Below are 21074 nucleotides of genomic sequence, written 5' to 3' on the forward strand. Positions count from 1 at the left end.
TTATTTTGAATTTTCTGATTCACTTATGGTGGCAGGAATGCTGCCATAAGTCAGGCGATACCATAAACCGACGATATAAACCGACCAGCGTCCCATATAGTGAGGACCATCAAAGATATAAATTGTTTTGCCTTCATATGCTTTAATCTGAGAAATAATTTCCCAAGGATAGGCTGCTCGGAATTGTCCATTTTTTTTGGTGCGAAATGCTTCTAGTACAATAACAGTTTTATTTTTTCCAAGAGTTTGTTCAAGTTGGTCTAAAATACGTCTGGCTTGTTGAGGGGTTCTTACGCCGACACCTACACCATCTTGGAAAAAGACACCAGCTTGGCTAGGTAGCCAACTTTTAACCCATAAATTATAATTTTCAGGTTCTCTTTCACCACTATAAATGCTCACCCAAATAGGTGCTGGCAGTTTTTCTAGAACATGACCTAGTGTGCTTACCCTTAACCAAGTTGGATCAGCTTCGACTGGAAAATAGTAACCTTTTAAAGATGCATCATTTTGTTCTTGAATAATTTGTGCAGATTTTTCTCCTAAAGCAACAACATTTACACGTGCTGCTGGTTCATTATATTCACCAGCTAAACCTAATATGAGATTTTTAGCCCAAGGTTGTTGCTTAATTTTCTGTATATCAATGGCTTTTTCCCATTGTGGGAGGTTGGAGTTTGTCCACCACGATTTAGATTCAACGACTGACCACTGGGGAACAAAAGTGTTGACTCCTAAATAATGCCAGTTTCCTTTTGGAGGAGTGGTATTGTTATCTGGTTGCCAAAAAATTCCTTCGATGACTGGGGGTTGTCCATGATTTTTGAACAACCCCGCATAAGCCACTACACTACATATAATTAAAATAATAAAAGCAGTTATTTTAATTGGTATCTGTTTTCTCATTATTACGTCGTAACCAATACCACAAGAAGATCACTATTATCATAATTGCAGAGATAATCACAACCAATAAAAAGAATGAAGATTGTTGAACTAATGGAGCTTTTTGATTACCTACAATTAATTTTTGGAGAACATAGATATTGCCGTTTTCTGAAACCAACATTTTGGTCACATTATTTGGAATTTTATGTTGAATGGTTCCCCATAGATGCATGAAAGTTTGTGCACCATTTTCAGAGTCAGTAATGACATCAAAGCGATTATTGTTATAACTCACAATAAAACCGTTTGCTGCTGCTGGCGCATAAATAATGTTTTGATGCATTGAGACTTGTTGTTGATAAATCTGTTTATTCACAATCACATTAACTGCTTGTGGAGCATTGGGAGAAAAACGTACTAGATTCAGTGGAATTGGAGCATCAGTAAGTAACATTTTTTTAGCGACTTGCCCTAATGTAACCGCAATATTTAATGCACCAGATTGATCATCAATTGCAATTATTGGTTTGGTTGCTAATGTCATGGAAAGGGCTGCCACCCCATTTTTAAGTTTGTGTGGAAGCTTGACAGTCGATTTGGCTGTATCGACCCAAAGTGAACCATGAGCAGTGGGCAGACATTGAGAGTTGGCAATGACCGAGTTTTCAAGCTTCAAGCTAAAGTTGGTTGTATTAGAAATAGACTTTGCAAAAATGTTGAATTGTCGATTAACTGGGTCAGAGGCAAGATCTGCAGTTTTCATACTACCTGCAAGACCACCATCTAGCCATGCCGTAATATTTGAACCCTGTAATAGGCCGCTTTGAATACGAAGGGCAATTTGTCCTTGTAGGATGTCAGTAGGTTGCCATACTGCTGGAAAATCGAGAAACAAATTTTTTTCAGCGTGATTTAAGCGGAAATCTTCAATACCTAAGTCTGCAAGCGTATCAATTTTCTTGAATTGAGCCCAAGCTGGTGGAGAAATTGTAGTTGGGAAAATTGCACTGCCTGTATCAAGCTGCTGTACATAAGCTGGATTAATTAATCCATTAATAGCAGCAGTAAGTTCTTGTGGTGTGTGATAAGTGATAGAGAGGGTAGGAGCACCATCTGTCGGTTTTGAAATTTGTACAAAGGCTCCATTTTTAAGTGGAGGTGTCGATTTTATTATTTCAATAACAAACTTGGTTTCAGGGTTTAAATTGGTTTGTCCAGAATCGATCCATTCAATAGGAGTGACAGAGCTCCAAGAAGTTGCTAGTCGAGCAAGCATAGAGGCTTCGGTAATCTCCTTGCGGTTGTATTTCAAGATACCGACAAAAGGAGTGGGTCTCTTCGCTTGGGGGTTAAACAAAGCATCAGGTAAATCTTTTAAGCGATAAACATTTCGAATAGATGTAAAGTCGAGTTGAGAATTACTTAAATATGTCAAATGATCGATATCTTCAGTACAGAATGTATCTTTGGCTTGATTTAAAGAGGTTGGTTTAGAATATTGCTGAATAATCAAATCTAAGCGATGAAAACCAGTCTTGCTGGCTGGAATATCAAATTTAAATTGTCCACTCCCATTTAAGGTGGTGTTGTAGATGAGCTTATCGTCATATTTTACGAGTAATGTTGTGTCACTTTCAGTGGAATAGTCACTGGAAAACTGAATGTTCTGCCACTCTGCACCTTTTCCAATATAGAAAAAGTGAGGCTCAACGGTATATTTAGTTGATGTACTAATATCGTCTAAAGTCCATGTGTTGGTATGAGCTGGCACAGCTAACATAAGGCAACTGCTAGCAAGGAGTGCTTGTATGAGTGGATAAAGTTTAAAAGTCTTTTTCATTTATTTTTTCTCCTTGCTTCTTTCTGTTTTGTACCACTGAAGTGAATTACCTTGTATTTTATTTTTTAGCATGTCGAATGCGGCTTTAAATACAATAAATAAAAATATTTGTGAGTAACTTACATAAGATAAAACTGAATAAAAATAGAGCTCTGGTTTAACCTTTTCTAGAGAAAGCGTAAACCACATTTGCGCTACATATAGGCAAAATGAAAGGCCCCACAAGAGGGTAAATGGTCCCGGAACTGAAATACCTGCAATATCAAGTAAACCAAGCGTTAACGTAATATGACTCCAGAACAGAGCTGGTACGAAAAGGATATAGCACATGATGTTATTCAGAATTTCAATTCCGATAGGGAATGGTGTTCTGAGCGCTACTGGTAAATATTTACGTGTCACATAAAAATTACCTTGAGTCCAACGTGAACGCTGTTTAACGAATACACTTAACGAAGGCGGATCTTGCTGCCAACCAATTGCATAAGGAACCCATTTAATTCGTTTTTGTCCGATAAAAATTCGGAAACTCATTTCTGTGTCATCCACTAGCGACTTTTCATCAAAACCACCTAAGGTTTCTAAGGCATCACGCCAGATGACGTAGTTAGTGCCCATCAATGTTGATAACTCAAAACGTTGCCAACGTCCACCTTGAAAGATCCATTGGAAAAAGATGAACTCAATCGCAATAAAGCGCGTCAAAATACTATCTTGCCAGTTACGGGTTCTTACTTTGCCATTTACAGCGACTAGTTTCTTGTCTGCAAGTAGGGTTTGTGCGAGTAATCGAACGCAATCGGGTTCAGGAGTACTATCGGCATCATAAACAACAATTAATTCACCTTTAGCATGAGGAAGCCCGTTATTAAGGGTTCTTGATTTCCCTTTACCCCCCATACCTTTTGGAACATTAACAATTTTTATGCATGGATAAATTTTTGCGAGGTTTTCTGCAATTTCAAGCGTGTTATCTTTAGATCCATCATTAATTAGTAGAACTTCATAAGCTTCGGCTGGATAATCCTGTTGAGCAATTGCATGTAAAGTATCTTCAATCACTACGCCTTCGTTGTAGGCGGGAATTAAAATGCTTAAGACTGGCCATCTCTCGGGGATAGGTAGATTTTGTAGTTCTTTTTCAGCTGTTTTTGAATATTTCCACGCTTGATAGCTTAGCCACGCCCAAAATGCTTGTGGAATCCAAATACCTAAAAAGCCAAATAAAAACAGAATATCAATTGGAGCCATTTGTACGGACCCTCCTAATAATAGAAGAGATGAGTAGCAATAATAGAATTAATCCTACTACTAAGGAGATCCATGAAATATAACTACCAAATGTACCGAGAAGATCTGGATAAGTTGTTGTTAAAATCAGATCTAGAGGAACAACGACTACACTTAAACCAATAAATATATAACCGATAAGATTTGTACTGACATGTTCAGGTGTGCTTACATAATCAATATTATTAAATTTCCACGAAATACCGAGTTGTGGATAGCGAATATTGGAAAGTGGTAAATCGGTCGAAGGATTAATGATAATTTCATAACCTGAAATATGGCCGTTAAAGTTTTTGGCCGAATAAAATAAATGTTTACCTTGTTTAATTTCTCTGGATGGTATTGGTAAGTTTGCCGAATTTAACTGAATAATATAACTACCCGCTGGCTGCGAAATTAAATTTTCATCCCATCCTGTATTCACAAACGCAGCCATTGGTCGTAAACCAATTGCTGTTGAAAATGTGGCCTTCGCAGCAAAATACTGAGGTTGTTCAGTTTTAAATAGTACGATTGGAATAGCGCCTTGGCTTACTGCTTCTTTTAACAAGAAATAGTGAGGGAAACCAAAAACCTCATCTGGCAATATAATGCCGGGTCGAACTCCATTATGAATAAACTTTTGAAAACTTTCAGAACTGATCTGGTCAAGAGTAAATACAGGCCACCACGTATCTTGATAAGGGAAGAACATCGAAAGATCTTCTGGAGTTTGTACTTCAGTTTTTATTTGTTCAGCTTTAATTTCACAATGATAATATTGCCGATAGAACTGTTGTAAAGTGGCGTCTGGATATTGGCTCGATGCGATCACAATTCCACAAATATTAAGAAGAGTAGACATTAGTTCATCTCCTCAGGTGGAATAACAATAACTTTATATTCAACCTCAAGACGCAGTGTCATAATTTCTCTTAACTTTTTAATAAAGTCAGGCTCTTCGTCAGTTTTTTGCTGACGAATGACAATGCTGTATATGTTCTCTAAATCATCATCAGCAAATTGGAAAACAATTTCATTCGGCTGATGTTGGCTCAAAATCGTAATCATTTCATTTTGAGTGGTTTTCCAGACATCATCTCCTAACATTTCTTTGATTAGACTACGATTAAGAATACTAATGACGAAGACTTCATAATCTTGAACATTATGATGATCGAGTAGCTTAAAAAAACTACGCTGAAAATATTTTAAAGCGCTTAAAGGGAAAATATCTCGTCGATAATTTCGGTCATAACTTTGAATATCGCGATATTTCTGAACGTTAATTTCAATATTATGGCGTACGGCACTTAAAAAAACTGGAATAAGAGGAATAATAAAAAGTAAAAGAAGCTGACGTTCAATATGCGTTTGCGCTCCAAGGTCAAGGAGAAAATAAACAGATACGCCAATAAAAGCGAGTAAACCCACAATTAGTGATAAACCAACTTCTAAAAAAGCACCGGAAACTAAAAGAATTAGAATAAAAATCCAGCTTCCTCTAAAACTTACAGGCAGCCACTCATATGCAATCATTCCCATGAATAGATGAGCTGCAATAATCCATAAGACGAGTGTTCTACCTGGGTTCTTTTGTTGCATATGGTTTATGCTACCTTTTTTGTAATGTTAATTTTTTTATACTTTTATAATGAAAGGTCGTGATTTTGGAAGTTGTTGTTGTTTATGTCCTTTTTAAGTATCTATACTGTTTATTTGTAGTTGAAAGTCCCTTTATAGTCAAATCCCGTTATTATTTTTTAATCAAAAGCAAACATATAAGACGTAATTGTTAACTAAATACGCTTGAATGTTTCAATTGCTTTGAGACGCGTTTCTTTTAAATCTACAATCGGTTTTGGATAATTCAACCGAAGAGACTTATTGGCTGAATAAGGATCATGAATAGATTTGTTGTCCAGATGAGCTAATTCTTTTACCCATGTGCGAATATAGTCACCATTCGGATCAAATTTTTGTGATTGGCTAATCGGGTTAAAAATTCGGAAATAGGGTACAGCATCTGTTCCAGTTGAAGCACACCATTGCCATCCACCATTGTTTGCAGCTAGGTCTCCATCAATTAAATGTTGCATAAACCATTGCTCACCAATACGCCAATCGATCAGTAAGTTTTTACATAAGAACATAGCAGTAATCATACGTACTCGATTATGCATCCAGCCGGTTTGTAAAAGCTGGCGCATTCCGGCATCAACTATAGGAATACCCGTTTGACCAGTTTGCCATGCAGTTAGGTGTTCTGGGTTATGATTCCATTGAATTTTTTGAGTGTCCTTTTTAAATGGAATATGTTTAGACACATAAGGAAAGTCAAATAAAATATGTTGGTAAAACTCTCGCCAAATAAGTTCATCTAACCATGTTTGCTGACCTTCATTGGTTAAATGAAAGTTACCATGTTGACTGCGGAATAATGCTTGTAAACACTGACGTATAGATAAAATGCCAATATTTAAATAAGGCGAAAGTTTACTTGTACCTGTTATGTGGGGAAAATCTCGCTCGACTTTATAGTGAGATACCGAGTCTTCAATAAAATGATCTAGTTGTTCTAATGCATATGACTCACCAACAGGCCATAAATCTTGCTGTTCTGTTGTAATGGATGAACAGAATAGCTTTTCAATTTCAGCTAAGTTTGTATTTTTCTCTTCTAATAAATCGGTTGGAACTTTAGTTTGTTTATTGGGTAAAGGATAACATTGAGGTAAACCACTAGTATCTAATTTTGAGTAGCACACTTTTTTAAAGGCACTAAAAACTTGATAAGGTTGTTCTGATTTATTGCGAATTGAACGCAGAGGAAAAATCGTGCGGTCATGAAATAAAAAAAGTTCTTTACTGTCTTTATTTAAAATGTCTTGTACAGTTTTATCTCTTTTTAGTTCATTTACTCCTACCTCAATATTGGCATAAACATTTTCAATATTATATTTCTTACTAAAGTCAGAAATAGATTTTGCAATATCTTTCCAATAAGGGATGACCTGAATAACCAGAGGGATGTGAAGAGCTGCCAATTCTTCTTGAAGTTTTTTGAGTTGTCTTAAATAAAAACTAATTTTTATTGGAGCATCGTCGTGCTGTTTCCACTGGTCTGGCGATAAGATGACTAATGCAATTGAATTACCTTGTTGGCAAGCATGCCATAAAGCTGCATGATCGCGCACTCGTAAATCTTGTCGGAACCAAATCAATTGATAAGCATTTGACATGCATAGTCCAATAATAAATTAACTCACTGAATATTATATAAAATAAATGCATAAAAAAAGCAAAGCCGAAGCTTTGCTTTTGATCATCTTGTTAAAGATGAATTAGTGGTGGTGACCACCAGCACCGTGTACATGACCGTGATCAAGCTCTTCAGCAGATGCTTCACGGATTTCTACGATTTCAACTTCAAAAGTTAAGTCTTGGCCAGCAAGTGGGAAGTTAGCATCAACAACAACGTTGTCGCCTTCAACCGCTTTAACTGTAACGATTTGAACGCCGTCATCAGTTTGAGCTTGGAATTGCATACCAGGTTGAATGTTATCAACACCTTGGAACATTTGAGCTGGAACTTCTTGTACTAGGTCTGGGTTGTATTCGCCATAACCTTCAGCAGCTGGTACGTTTACAGTGAATTTATCACCAACAGTTTTACCAGTTAATGCATTTTCTAAACCAGGAATGATATTGCCTGCACCGTGCAAATAGGCAAGTGGTTCACCTTGAGATTGATCAAGTGTTTCACCCTCAGCGTTTGTTAATTTATAGTGGAATGAAACCACGTGGTTATTTGCAATTGCAGTCATGTTTTTGATCCATTCAATCAATTAAAGCGTACATCATAAAGTGAAAAATAAATTTTGTAGACTACAAAATCTCAATCTTTAACACTTTTTCTAATGCGTTTTTACCTATATAGGGATGAACTCAAAAAATTCAACTCAATACAGCTTAATTTTTGGTCGTACTCGTCTTGTAAGTAAATCTTTCACTGTGAGTAGTCCAGCTTTAGTGTATCCGTGAATTGTTGCTTGATGTAAACGGTATAAAGATACGTACATTGTTTTAGCAATATATCCTTGTACACTGACATCCCCAAGTAATTCTCCAACGGCTTTATTACGACTTAAAGACACAAGTGAACCTTTGTCATTAAAAGTGAACATCGGCTGTGAACGGCCATTCAGTCTGGCTGCCATAGCATTAACTAAAAAGCTTGCTTGTTGACTGGCAACTTGAGCGCGTGGTCCAAGAGGAGGGTTTCGTGCATCAAGTTGGCAGTGTGCACAATCACCAAAAGCGAATACATTTGGGTCAGAATAAGTCTGCAGCGTAGCATAGACCATTAAACGGTTAATGTTGTCACGTTCAAAATCGGTAAAACTTTCAAGAACTTTCGGTGCTTTTACGCCAGCTGCCCATACCGTAATATCACTTTTGAGTTCATTACCGTTACTGAAATAGATGCAATGCTTATCAATTTTTTCAACGCGATGTCGAGTTAAAATTTGGATACCCATTTTTTGGAGCTGTTTTGCACTATGCTCAGCTGTTTTCTCACTTAAAGCAGGTAAAATACGTTCGGAAGCTTCAATCAGTGTGATTTTGACTTGATTAGGGTGGATTTTTTTCAAACCATATCGGTAAAAGTTTTTAGTGGTTTCTATAAGCTCTGCAGCAAGTTCTACACCCGTTGCACCTGCACCAACAATTCCAATATTGAGTGTACGTTGGCTAGGTTGATTTTGTGCTTCAATGTACAAATGCAAAAGATCTTGTTGGAAAATATCAGCTTGATTTCTACTGTCTAGAAAATGACAATTTTCACGTACACCCGTTGTATTAAAGTCATTGGATATTGAACCAAGCGCTAAAATAAGCGTGTCATAACTGAGTTTTTGAACTTGGGTGTTCTGCTCTTTAGATACTTGAGGAGGGACTAAATCTATTATTTTTTTCTCTTTATCAATTGCAACAAGTGTTCCTAATATAAATTCGTAATGATGTTTTTCTGCATGTGCAAAATAATTGGTTTGTTCTTCGTGAGGGTTTAAGGAACCCGCCGCAATTTCATGAAGTAGAGGCTTCCAGATATGAGTCAAATTTTGGTCGACTAATGTAATTTTGGCTTTACCACTTTTCCCAAAGGTTTCACCGAGTTGTGTGGCAAGTTCTAAACCACCTGCGCCACCACCGACAATGACAATATGATGTAAACTTTGGGCCATTTTTATCACCTAATTATTTTTCTATAAAAAAAGATGGCTAAATTATGCCATCTTTTATTTATAAAATTTATTGTGCCTCTGTGCACAATTTGATGTTTTTAGTGCGAATCTACAGGGTAGAGTTTTGCTGCACTATGGTTACTCGATGAAAAAATAGAGAAAAGATTAGAGAACCACATCATGATTCTTTGGAAAATGTTCGCTTCTTCAATATGCACATCATTTTCAATTTGTAAGCTGCGAATCAGTTGATTATTTTGATAAATTGAAACTGTTGCCAAGTTCATCGCTTTCATTAACGGTGCAGTTAACTTTTGCTCATTTAACTCAATATTTACACGTGTTTGAGTGGTTTCAAGTGGAGCAATAGTTTTAGGCTGCTTGTTACTATCAAGAACTTGAATACGCTGTGTAGCATAATCAAACGTATTTAAATCGATAGCTGCTGGCTCAGCATATAAAGAAGTCGTGACAATGGTTGGCTGCTTAGTTTCTACTTTAAACATTTTTAAAGTTGATTTAATCACAGGTAGCTCAGCAATTAGTTTTTGCTCTGGAATAACCACTTCATCACGTGTATACGCATACGCAAGATTCATTAACTTATCGGCAATTTCAGCGCGTTTTACGGCACTTGGTGTACCTAAAACAATAACCAGTAAACGTCTTTGCGGTAAGTTTGGTGAAAATGAAGGACGCGAAGCTGTGAGAGCCAAGTTATAACCCGCTGCTTTGGTATAGCCAGTTTTTAAACCATCTACAGATGGATCATATTTCAAAGCAAGGTTGGTCGCATGGTGAAAACGTTGATTGTAGCTAAAGCTTGGCATTTTTGAATAACGTAAATATTCAGGTGTTTGGTGAATCACTGCCTGACTTAATAAGCTTAAATCATGTGCTGTCGTGTAATGATCAGGCATTGTAATCCCGGCAGGGTTACTAAAATGCGTGTCTTTCATGCCTAAAGCTTGAGCTTCTTGGTTCATGCGTTGTACAAAATGAGGCACATCACCAGAAATTTTTTCTGCCAAAGTCACCGCAGCATCATTTGCCGACATCACAATTAAACCTGCCAAAAGCTGATCAACTGAAATTTGCTCACCTGCTTTAAGGTACATTTGTGATTCATCCCACTGAACCACGCTAACTACTGGTGTCGCAGTAATAACTTGATCTAGCTTTAATTTTCCAGCCTTAATCTCTTTTAATGCAATATAAGCAACCATCATTTTGGTTAAAGATGCTGGTGCACGTTGCACATGACTATTATGTTCAGAAATGACTTGACCAGATTGAGTATCTACAATTGTCCATGCAGCGGCCTCGACGCTCTCAGGAGCAATATTAAGAAGGGCAGCATTGGTAAGAGTAGTACAGAAAATACTAAACAGTGTAAAAAGAGATAGGAAGAATTTCACTAGGTGACCTTGACGTTTACTGGCAAATACGGAACACAGATGCCCAGCATGCTATGCCTTTTTTTTGTAGAAGGCTAGTCTGAATTGTTGCCAAAAAATACATCTACGCAAGTCGATACAAAAAAGTGATAATCTAAGGTGAAACCGTTCTTATTTTAAATTGAAGAATTTATGTTGCATTATCAAATAGAGTTCGATGATTACAAACAGCACCTTGTTCACGTAACAATTCGTTTTTTAGCGAATCCAAATCAGGAACTATGGTTACCAACGTGGATTCCGGGCAGTTATTTAATTCGTGAATTTTCTAAGCATATTGAAGCTGTAAAAGCTTACGATGAAGCTGGACGCATGCTCAATATTAAAAAAACTGAAAAAAATCGCTGGCGTTTATTTAACACCGATCATGAGTTAATTACTGTTGAATATGATGTCTATGCATACGATTTATCAGTACGTGGTGCTTATGTAGATCAAACACGTCTATATATTAACCCAGCCTGTGTATGCTTAGGTTTAGATGGACAAGAGCAATCTGCTTGTGAATTAGAAATCTTTTTGCCTGATGAATTAAAACACTTTCAATTAGCAACTGGCTTAGCTTCAAAAAGCTTAGTTAAGGGACGTTTTACCTTAAAAGCTGATCATTATGATCAACTGATTGATAGTCCATTTGAACTGGCTGATCAAACACGTTTTAGTTTCGAAGCGCACGGAATTGCACATGAATTTGCAATTTCAGGACAGCACAGTACCAATGTGGACCGTTTAAAAGCGGACATTGAAAAAATCTGTGCAGCTGAAATTGAAATGTTTGGTTCAGCGCCATTTAAAAACTATACCTTTATGACGATGGCAACAGGGAATAGTTATGGTGGCTTAGAGCATTGCAACAGCACAAGTTTGATTACACCACGTGATGATTTACCAAAATCGAATGAACCAACTGAACCTTCGAAAGACTATCAACGTTTCTTAGGTTTGTGTAGCCACGAGTATTTTCATTCTTGGTTGGTGAAGTTTATCCGCCCAGAAAATTTTGCAAACTATAATCTTCATAAAGAAGGCTATACCTCGCTACTGTGGATTTTTGAAGGTTTCACTTCATATTATGATGACCTCATTTTATTACGTAGTGGTGTGATCTCTCAAAAGTCTTATCTAGATTTGTTGAAGTCACAGCTTGATCGTTATTTACAAAATCCGGGTCGCTTTGTTCAAACAGTAGCTGAATCAAGTTTTGATGCATGGATTAAGTTTTATCGTCCAGATGAAAACACGAATAATGCGGGCACCAGCTATTACAACAAAGGCGCATTAGTTGCCCTATGTTTAGATTTAGGCTTGCGTTTACGTGGTTCTAGTCTTGATGCCTTAATGCGTCGTTTGTATGAAAACACCCAAAACGGTATTCAGGTTAATGAACGTACTGTTTTTGATTTGTGTGAAGAGTTAACAGGTGATAGTTGGGTTGAGCAAATCAATCATTTGATTAACACGACTGAAGAGTTACCGCTAGATCAGTTATTCCCTGAGTTTGGTTTAAGTTATACGTTTAAAAACGATAAGACTTTGGCTTATGGTTTAAAGCTAACCGATAAACCTGAAGGTGTATTGGTACAAAATGCTCAACGTGAAGGAGCTGGGGCAAAAGCAGGTATTTCTGCCAATGATGTCATTATCGCAATTGATGGATTAAAAGCGACCACAAAACTTATTGAGAAATATGCTAAGCAAAAGGGTAATTATCAAGTCTTGGCTTTCCGCCGTGATGAGTTGTTGTCGTTTGAAGTTACAGGTGAAAGTATAAACTTAACTGAAGTTGAACTTATTATTGAAGATCAAACAAAAGCTGATAAATGGTTAAAAGCCTGAATAACAGTTAAATAGTTTATAAAAAACCGATGTTTCGTACATCGGTTTTTACTTTTTAGTAGATTTTAAAAATTGAAATAGGTGTTATCTTTGAGTTTATTTTGAATGAAAAGTATAATATTTGTCAGAACTCTGAAAGATATCTCATGTAATTTAAGACTGATCTATACCTTAAAAGTTGGTAAACCTAGATGTATTACCATAAGTTAGGTATAAGATTATTATCAATAGATTTAAATTATGTATTATTTCGCTGCGAAATGTCGTTATCACTGGATATTTCGTTGACTGGAAGCCAATGAGAGTCGATACTCTCAGGGTTTTATTTAAGCATATCGGTTCGTAGGCACTGGGCCAAAAGCTCGGTCCTCAAAACTCAATTCAACGGAAGGGGCTATATATGGCTGGTGAAAAGTCAACTATCATTTACACACTGACTGACGAGGCGCCATTATTGGCGACTTATTCGCTACTGCCGATCATTGAGACCTTTACTAAGCCAGCAGGTATCGAGATTGTTAAAAGTGACATCTCTGTAGCTGCACGTGTGCTCGCAGAATTCGCTGACTACCTAAGTGAAGAGCAAAAGGTATCCGACAACCTTGCTGAGCTAGGTCGTCTTACACAAGATCCAGATACTAACATTATTAAACTCCCAAATATTAGTGCCTCTGTTGCGCAATTGACAGCATGTATTAAAGAACTTCAATCTAAAGGTTTTGCAATTCCTGACTATCCGGAAAACCCAGCGACTGAAGAAGAAAAAACTATTAAAGCTCGTTATGGCAAATGCCTAGGTTCAGCAGTAAACCCAGTTCTTCGTGAGGGTAACTCTGACCGTCGTGCTCCTGCTGCCGTTAAAAATTACGCTAAGAAACACCCTCACTCAATGAGCGAGTGGAAACAGTGGTCACAAACTCACGTTTCACACATGGAAGAAGGTGACTTCTACCACGGTGAAAAGTCAATGACACTTGACCGTGCACGTAATGTAAAAATGGAACTTATCACAAACAGTGGTAAGAGCATTGTTCTTAAGCCAAAAGTTGCGCTTCAAGAAGGCGAAATCATCGACTCAATGTTCATGAGCAAGAAAGCACTTTGTGATTTCTATGAAAAAGAACTTGATGATTGTAAAGAAGCAGGAATTTTATTCTCTTTACACGTAAAAGCGACAATGATGAAAGTTTCACACCCGATCGTGTTCGGTCACTGTGTGAAAATCTACTACAAAGAAGCTTTTGAAAAACACGGTAAGTTATTTGACGAATTAGGTATTAACGTTAATAACGGTATGGCTGGGTTATACGAGAAAATCGAAACGCTTCCAACGTCATTACGTGAAGAAATCATCGAAGACTTACATGCTTGCCAAGAACACCGTCCTGCACTTGCAATGGTTGACTCAGCAAAAGGCATCACAAACTTCCATTCACCTAACGACATCATTGTAGATGCTTCTATGCCTGCAATGATCCGTGCTGGTGGTAAAATGTGGGGTGCTGATGGTAAGCAATACGATGCTAAAGCAGTAATGCCTGAATCAACATTTGCGCGTATTTACCAAGAAATGATCAATTTCTGTAAATGGCATGGTAACTTCGATCCGAAGACTATGGGTACAGTACCAAACGTTGGTTTGATGGCTCAAAAAGCTGAAGAATACGGTTCTCATGACAAGACTTTTGAAATTGCTGAAGCTGGTATCGCAAACATTACCGATCTTGACACTGGTGAAGTGTTATTGACTCAAAATGTTGAAGAAGGCGATATCTGGCGTATGTGTCAGGTGAAAGATGCTCCGATTCGTGACTGGGTAAAACTTGCAGTAACTCGTGCACGTAACTCAGGCATGCCTGCGATCTTCTGGCTTGACCCATACCGTCCACACGAAAACGAATTGATCAAGAAAGTACAAAAGTACTTAAAAGATCACGATACGACTGGTCTTGATATCCAAATCATGTCTCAAGTACGTGCTATGCGTTACACACTTGAGCGCGTAGTTCGTGGCTTAGATACAATTTCTGTGACTGGTAACATTTTACGTGACTACTTAACAGATTTGTTCCCAATTATGGAACTTGGTACTTCTGCGAAGATGTTGTCTATCGTTCCGCTTATGGCGGGTGGTGGCATGTACGAAACTGGTGCAGGCGGTTCAGCACCTAAACACGTACAACAACTTGTTGAAGAAAACCACTTACGTTGGGATTCGCTTGGTGAGTTCCTTGCTTTAGCAGCTTCTTTAGAAGAGATGGGTGTTAAAGAGAATAATGCTCGTGCGAAGTTGCTTGCTAAGACACTTGATGAAGCGACTGGTAAATTGCTTGACAACGACAAGTCTCCATCACGTCGTACAGGCGAGCTTGACAACCGTGGTAGCCATTTCTACTTATCACTTTACTGGGCAGAAGCACTTGCTGCACAGAACGAAGATGCTGAGTTAAAAGCGAAGTTTACTTCACTTGCAAAAACTTTAGCTGAAGAAGAGCCGAAGATTGTTGCTGAGCTTGCTCAAGTACAAGGTAAAGCAGCCGATATCGGTGGTTATTACGCAATTGATCCAGCGAAAGTAAATGCTGTAATGCGTCCAAGCGCTACATTTAATGCTGCTCTTGCAAGTGTTGGTGCTTAATTACTAACTCATGTGAATAGCTTAAAAGCCGGTGTTTATACATCGGCTTTTTTTATTTTTTTATAAAAATAAATGGCATTAAAAAAAGCCCACCTAAGTGAGCTTTAAAACGTAAATGTTTTATCGACCACTACGGCCACGACCACGTGGAGCTTTGGTATTTGGGCGAGTTGTACCATTGGTCTTACGACGTGGTTTCTCACTTTCATCCATTTGCCAAATACGTTTTGTACCAGACTTTTTAACAGAACCATCTTTGTTCTTACGAACCATTGGTTTACCACCTGTACCACCCGGTTTTTTCACATAAGAACGTGAACGATAAGGTTGTTCTGCTGGCACATCTTTAAAGTCAGGGTAGAGTAGAGGTTCAATTTCTTTGGTCTCACCCGGTTCTAGTCCTAATTGAACTAAATCAATTGAACCAATTTTAGTACGAATGAGACGTAAAGTTGGGAAACCTACCGCAGAGGTCATGCGGCGAACTTGGCGGTTACGACCTTCACAAATAGAGATTTCAATCCAAGAGGTTGGAATGTTGGCACGGTAACGTACAGGAGGGTCACGGTCCCATAACCATTCAGGTTCACTTACCTTAATCGCTTTAGCTGGTAAAGTCATACCATCATTAAGCTCTACACCTTTACGAAGTTGCTCAAGCGCTTCTTCGGTTACATCGCCATCAACTTGAACTAAATACGTTTTGTATTTTTTATTCGCAGGGTTGGTAATGAACTGATTCAAACCACCATGATCGGTTAAAAAAACTAAACCCTCAGAGTCCATATCAAGACGACCTGCTATGCGTAAAGTCGGGTCATCTATAAAGTCAGAGACCGTCATGTGCGCTTCGTCTTTACGAAATTGGGAGAGCACGTCATAAGGTTTGTTAAGAATGACGATTTTCATAAAAAATGACTTCTTCTTTCAAATAAGCGGTAAAAACATTGAGCTATATTTAAGTGTGAAATTTGCTTATTTCCCACATAAATCTCAAAAAGGGTTAAATTCGATTAAGCTATTATGCGTTAATAAAAGTTGAAAGTATTGTTTATCGATAATTATTTTTGTTTGGTTAGTTAAATATTATAAAAGGGAGAATCTACACAATGGGTTATCAGAAGATCGTGGTTCCTGCCGACGGTGATAAAATTAAAGTAAAATCAGACCTATCACTGAATGTACCAAATCATCCAATTATTCCATTTATTGAGGGTGATGGTATTGGTGTAGATATTACACCGACCATGAAAACAGTTGTTGATGCGGCTGTCTTAAAAGCCTATGGCGGTAAACGTTCCATTGAGTGGATGGAAGTCTATTGCGGTGAAAAGGCTAATAAAATTTATGGCAGTTATATGCCAGAAGAAACTTTTGAAGCTCTGCGTGAATTTGTCGTTTCAATTAAAGGCCCATTAACTACTCCAGTTGGTGGCGGTATTCGCTCACTTAATGTGGCATTACGCCAAGAATTAGACTTGTACGTGTGTGTACGCCCTGTACGTTGGTTTGAAGGCGTTCCTTCACCTGTTCAGCATCCTGAACTAACCGACATGGTGATTTTCCGTGAAAACTCGGAAGATATTTATGCGGGTATTGAATGGAAAGCTGATTCTGAAGAAGCCAAAAAAGTGATTAAGTTCCTTCAAGAAGAAATGGGCGTCACAAAAATTCGCTTTCCAGAAGGATGCGGCATCGGAATCAAGCCAGTATCTAAAGAAGGATCGCAACGTTTAGTTCGTAAAGCCATTCAGTTTGCTATAGATAATGACAAACCATCGGTAACCCTTGTTCATAAAGGTAATATTATGAAATATACCGAAGGTGCATTTAAAGAATGGGGTTATGAGTTAGCTTTAGATCGTTTTGGTGGTGAACTCATAGATGGTGGTCCATGGGTTAAAATTAAAAATCCTAAAAATGGTAAAGATATCATAATTAAAGATGTGATTGCGGACGCTTTCTTACAGCAAATTTTGATGCGTCCTGCCGACTACTCAGTGATAGCAACCCTTAATTTAAATGGTGACTATATTTCTGATGCATTAGCAGCAGAAGTAGGAGGTATAGGAATTGCTCCGGGAGCAAATATCGGGGGTGCAATTGCCGTATATGAGGCAACTCATGGCACAGCACCTAAATATGCTGGGCAAGATAAAGTAAACCCTGGTTCAATTATTCTTTCTGCTGAAATGATGCTTCGAGATATGGGATGGACGGAAGCGGCAGACCTGATTATTAAAGGTATTTCAGGAGCGATTTCAGCAAAAACGGTGACTTACGATTTTGAACGTTTAATGCCGGGAGCAACCTTGTTGCGTTGTTCTGAATTTGGTGAGGCAATTATTCGTCATATGGAAGATTAGACTGTCATAAAGAAGCCCTTAATGAGGGCTTTTTTATTACTCTGTGAGTATTATAGTTTTTTATAGTATTGAAGTTAATACAAATAATAAGCTATGAGTTAGCGGTATAAGCCCAAAGCATACAAGTCAGTACAGTTAAACTTAACAATATTCCACCCTGACCATAATGAGTTGCGTAGAGGGGAACTTGTCCAATACTGTGCGTAAGTTTATAGTTCAAAATAGGTCTAATGCAAAAGAAAAACAGCGGTAATGAAAAGATTACCGTGTTACTCATTTTAATGGTAAAGCGGAAATAGTAACTAAATAGCCCTATTACCATTACATATAACAGAGTTTTGAAAAGTACTTCTCCACTGGTATAGACATCTATACCAACATAAACATTAAACTTCCATATAAGAAGGCTAAATGTAGCAATTATTGAAATAATAGTTACTACAACAGCATTTGCTGGGCTTGATACATTTAACATTTTTAAGTTTTAATTGATATAAAGTAATTTATTTAAAATATATATTATAAAAATATATATTTCAGTGACCATTTTTAACTTTATAAAAATCACGAAAAATCGTTATTCAGACTTTTTAAGACTAATGCGAATTTGAGCTTGTTTCTTTAAATACCCATAGCGCAAAGCAGAAGATAATGACGAGGAATAATCCTAAAATTTGACCATGGCCAGAGAGGTAAAATGGAACCTCTGGGATGGTTTGAATGGCTTTATAGTCAAGAACAGGCGATAGCCAAAAGTATGCAAATGGAATAGCAATTAAAAATTGTGTTGTAAACTCAATATGATCGCGTGTTAAAAAGCCAAGAGTAGCCGCTGTGGCAATATAAATAATAATCTTTACAGAGACTTCATAGGATGTTGTGATGTCCAGTGCAAATATAGTTCGACATTTAAATGCTAATAATGAAACGCAGATAAAAGCGAACATCGCTAAGAGCTTCAAAAGCTCATCAATATAATTGTTATTGCTCATGTCTTACTCTATTTTAAGTATTAAAATTATAAATTTTGAATAAATATAGATGAGAGGAAAACACTCTACATTGACAAAATATGACATTTTTTGTCAATAAAGCTGCTTTGTAAATAATCAAGAAATGTAAACGATACTTTTTTTCCGACACAGATTTAATCGTCAATTTTCATTTTGAAAAAATTGACAAGCCCCTTATTAGTCGGGGCTTTTTTTATTGCATAAACTCATGGTGTTTTGCCGTTTTGGGTGCACCGATTTTCTTTTGATAACTCTGGTCTAGGGCTTGAATAATAAGAACGAAAGCAACTAGAAATAAAGGAAAGAGCAGAGTTTTCATGATTTGGTTTCTCCGAGAGTGATAGGTATGGAAGAACGGGTGCGAACTAAAAGGATTAAAGCGAATAGCAAAACAATGCCACTCATTAAAAAGAGGTGGGCATACGACCAGTGCAAATGATGTAAGGTGCTTATAACCACGCCACCTAAAAGCTGGGTACTGGCAAAGCCAATCGTGGCAAGGCTCCAGAGTTTTTGATAACGCTGCTCATAAATTTGTAAAAGGCTATAGGAGCTAATAAACACGGTGGCAGGCGTGAGCAAACCTGTAAGGAATGAAGACAACGCAAGTAAAGAGATGGCATGCGAAAAGAACGGTAATGCAACGGCTATGCAGTAAATGCCATAAAGCCATTTAATTGCTTGTAAATATCCGGTGAAGCGGCTTAAACAGTACGCCACAAAAGCGCCTATACAGCTTCCGATGCCATACAGCACCCAAAACAAATTTCGCTGTTGCAATGGAAAATGCAAGGTTCCCGATAAGTAATCCATCCAAAACAAAGAGTGCGGAATATAGGCAAAAGCACTGCACATATAGGCAATAATAATGACCACTCCCAAGCGTGAATGTTTGATGCTTTGAGGGATTTGGCTAGTTGTTTGAACAGACTGCTGTGGTTGATGTTTGAGTAATTGGAAAAGTACCAAACTGCCAAAAATAGAGAGCGCTGCAAAAATGCTCCAGACATATTGAACGGGCATATTTTTAAGTAAGGGAATAATAATAGTGGCATATAACACGCCTACACCAATGCCGCTAAACCCTAAGAAATTGACTTTGAGCCTTTGACTCATTGCAATATTTTTCATGGCAAAGCTCGGTGCCAAAATCATGAGTAGGCTGCCTGCAATTCCTGAAATGGTGCGCCAGAACACGAACCAAACCAATGGCATGTGTATGAAGGCACAGCAGAGTAGACTTAAACTGCCCACAACTGCCGAACTTACAATGAGTATGGGAATAGATTTTTCTTTAATACTAAACAACGCCAACAAGGCACCTAGCAAATAGCCCAGCAAATTTGCACTGCCTAAGAAGCTTGCGAAGTCATGTGTCCATCCGTATTGCACAATCATGATTGGCATGAGGGCAGTGTAGGAAAATCTAAAAACACCAATACCCAAGCAAGTTGCTAAAAATACAAGCAGACTCATTCGATAAAGCGTAGTCATGAGAAATCACTCAATTTTTTTATTATTAAAAGCGAGTTTGATAATCTTTAAAAATGATTTAATATGATAATAATTATCTTATTTTGAGATAGAGATATGTTGCTTAAGTCTCTAGAGTTTTTTTTAGCGGTTGCAGAGAGTGGAAGTTTTTCACTGGCTGCACAAAAAATGTATACGGTTCAATCGAATATCACCAGTCATGTGAAAAAGCTTGAAGAAGAGTTAGGAGTGGTTTTATTAAATCGCCATAATCCCGTGACATTAACCAATGCAGGGCAGCAGTTGCATAGCTATGCTGTTCAAATGATCGCGCTGCACAATAAAGCGAAAAAAATCTTTCAAGACAGTGATATTGATCCGAACGAAACCATCCGTTTAGGCAGTATGGAAACCACAGCGGCCATACGACTTCCTCAATTGCTGAATCAGTGTATGCAGCAATATCCCAATTTGCCGATTGAGCTTCAAACTCACCCAACAGGATATTTGATTAACGCTGTACAGCAAGGTGAGCTTGATTGCGCTTTTGTTGCCTCGAAATATGTGATTCCTGAGTTATATAGCTATCCAATATGGCAGGAACAATTGGTTTTGGTCTGCCCTAAACAGCAAACCGAGTTTCCTAACATTGCCACGCTTACAAAGACCAGATTTATTGCATTTCGACAAGGGTGTTCCTACCGCCATGCAATTGAGCTGTTTTTAAATGACCATAGTGTGCCGCCTTCACAAATTATGGAAATGGGCAGTCTAGACGGTATTGTCAGTTGTGTGGAGTTAGGTGTCGGCTTTGCGCTATTGCCAAAGTCATATTTGACTAAAGTGGCTGATAAATTGTCGTTAAGCTGTTTTGAAATTAATACTGAATCTGCACACTTTACCACTTATGTCGTTGCTCAGCCTCCTGATACATGGGGGAGCAATTTAAAGCAATTTATTGGTTTTATTGAGCAACAGTTTATACAGAAATGTGCTTAATTTTAATACATAAATGTCCTACTTAGCTTATGCCCTAAAAGTGATA

General features: G+C 37.7%; 18 protein-coding genes. 4 read left to right on the forward strand and 14 right to left on the reverse strand.

Features of this window, described 5'->3' with window-relative positions; all coding sequences use genetic code 11:
* The 9 genes from B554_RS0108200 to B554_RS0108240 form a co-directional block, all read right to left on the reverse strand.
* Complete coding sequence (locus B554_RS0108200) at positions 1-906, reverse strand: hypothetical protein (protein WP_019457688.1); 906 nt, start codon at positions 904-906, stop codon at positions 1-3.
* Positions 884-2728 (reverse strand): hypothetical protein, encoded by a 1845-nt coding sequence (locus B554_RS0108205; RefSeq protein WP_019457689.1) that lies wholly within the window; start codon positions 2726-2728, stop codon positions 884-886. The genes B554_RS0108200 and B554_RS0108205 overlap by 23 nt, the downstream gene beginning before the upstream one ends.
* Positions 2729-3979, reverse strand: a complete 1251-nt coding sequence (locus B554_RS0108210; protein ID WP_019457690.1) for a glycosyltransferase family 2 protein — start codon at positions 3977-3979, stop codon at positions 2729-2731.
* Positions 3966-4862 carry a hypothetical protein gene (locus B554_RS0108215; RefSeq protein ID WP_019457691.1) on the reverse strand — a complete coding sequence of 299 codons (897 nt, stop codon included), beginning with the start codon at positions 4860-4862 and terminating at the stop codon, positions 3966-3968. The genes B554_RS0108210 and B554_RS0108215 overlap by 14 nt, the downstream gene beginning before the upstream one ends.
* Positions 4862-5602, reverse strand: coding sequence for a hypothetical protein (locus tag B554_RS0108220; RefSeq protein ID WP_019457692.1), 741 nt, complete (start codon positions 5600-5602; stop codon positions 4862-4864). The genes B554_RS0108215 and B554_RS0108220 overlap by 1 nt, the downstream gene beginning before the upstream one ends.
* Before the next feature lie 194 nt (positions 5603-5796).
* Complete coding sequence (gene phrB, locus B554_RS0108225) at positions 5797-7239, reverse strand: deoxyribodipyrimidine photo-lyase (protein WP_019457693.1); 1443 nt, start codon at positions 7237-7239, stop codon at positions 5797-5799.
* 102 nt (positions 7240-7341) lie between these two features.
* Positions 7342-7824, reverse strand: a complete 483-nt coding sequence (locus B554_RS0108230; protein WP_004700040.1) for an FKBP-type peptidyl-prolyl cis-trans isomerase — start codon at positions 7822-7824, stop codon at positions 7342-7344.
* Between the two features lie 135 nt (positions 7825-7959).
* On the reverse strand, positions 7960-9246 hold the full coding sequence (locus B554_RS0108235; RefSeq protein WP_019457694.1) for an NAD(P)/FAD-dependent oxidoreductase: 1287 nt from the start codon (positions 9244-9246) through the stop codon (positions 7960-7962).
* Positions 9247-9344: 98 nt separating this feature from the next.
* Positions 9345-10664, reverse strand: a complete 1320-nt coding sequence (locus B554_RS0108240; RefSeq protein WP_019457695.1) for a D-alanyl-D-alanine carboxypeptidase PBP6B — start codon at positions 10662-10664, stop codon at positions 9345-9347.
* 171 nt (positions 10665-10835) lie between these two features.
* On the opposite strand from B554_RS0108240, the gene B554_RS0108245 reads away from it, so the two are divergent.
* Together B554_RS0108245 and B554_RS0108250 are read left to right on the forward strand one after the other, a co-directional pair.
* Complete coding sequence (locus B554_RS0108245) at positions 10836-12539, forward strand: M61 family metallopeptidase (RefSeq protein ID WP_019457696.1); 1704 nt, start codon at positions 10836-10838, stop codon at positions 12537-12539.
* Positions 12540-12939: 400 nt separating this feature from the next.
* A complete protein-coding gene (locus tag B554_RS0108250) occupies positions 12940-15177 on the forward strand; it encodes an NADP-dependent isocitrate dehydrogenase (RefSeq protein ID WP_019457697.1) in 2238 nt (745 codons plus the stop codon).
* Between the two features lie 120 nt (positions 15178-15297).
* Here B554_RS0108250 and B554_RS0108255 read toward each other — a convergent pair whose 3' ends face one another.
* A complete protein-coding gene (locus B554_RS0108255) occupies positions 15298-16086 on the reverse strand; it encodes an rRNA large subunit pseudouridine synthase E (protein WP_019457698.1) in 789 nt (262 codons plus the stop codon).
* 200 nt (positions 16087-16286) lie between these two features.
* On the opposite strand from B554_RS0108255, the gene icd reads away from it, so the two are divergent.
* Positions 16287-17543 carry an NADP-dependent isocitrate dehydrogenase gene (gene icd / locus B554_RS0108260; RefSeq protein WP_019457699.1) on the forward strand — a complete coding sequence of 419 codons (1257 nt, stop codon included), beginning with the start codon at positions 16287-16289 and terminating at the stop codon, positions 17541-17543.
* 91 nt (positions 17544-17634) lie between these two features.
* Here the strand turns inward: icd and B554_RS19225 are convergent, their stop codons facing one another.
* The 4 genes from B554_RS19225 to B554_RS0108275 form a co-directional block, all read right to left on the reverse strand.
* Positions 17635-17763, reverse strand: coding sequence for a hypothetical protein (locus B554_RS19225; RefSeq protein WP_263440612.1), 129 nt, complete (start codon positions 17761-17763; stop codon positions 17635-17637).
* A gap of 376 nt (positions 17764-18139) precedes the next feature.
* A complete protein-coding gene (locus B554_RS0108265; RefSeq protein ID WP_004700063.1) occupies positions 18140-18535 on the reverse strand; it encodes a hypothetical protein in 396 nt (131 codons plus the stop codon).
* A gap of 214 nt (positions 18536-18749) precedes the next feature.
* Positions 18750-18875, reverse strand: a complete 126-nt coding sequence (locus B554_RS18605) for a hypothetical protein (RefSeq protein ID WP_019457700.1) — start codon at positions 18873-18875, stop codon at positions 18750-18752.
* On the reverse strand, positions 18872-20050 hold the full coding sequence (locus B554_RS0108275; protein WP_019457701.1) for a YbfB/YjiJ family MFS transporter: 1179 nt from the start codon (positions 20048-20050) through the stop codon (positions 18872-18874). Before B554_RS0108275 ends, B554_RS18605 begins: the two co-directional genes overlap by 4 nt.
* 96 nt (positions 20051-20146) lie before the next feature.
* Between B554_RS0108275 and B554_RS0108280 the strand changes: the two genes are divergently transcribed.
* Positions 20147-21028, forward strand: a complete 882-nt coding sequence (locus B554_RS0108280; protein WP_019457702.1) for a LysR family transcriptional regulator — start codon at positions 20147-20149, stop codon at positions 21026-21028.
* Positions 21029-21074: the final 46 nt, after the last annotated feature.

It is taken from the genome of Acinetobacter sp. GG2 (assembly GCF_000292385.1).
Taxonomy (GTDB): domain Bacteria; phylum Pseudomonadota; class Gammaproteobacteria; order Pseudomonadales; family Moraxellaceae; genus Acinetobacter; species Acinetobacter seifertii.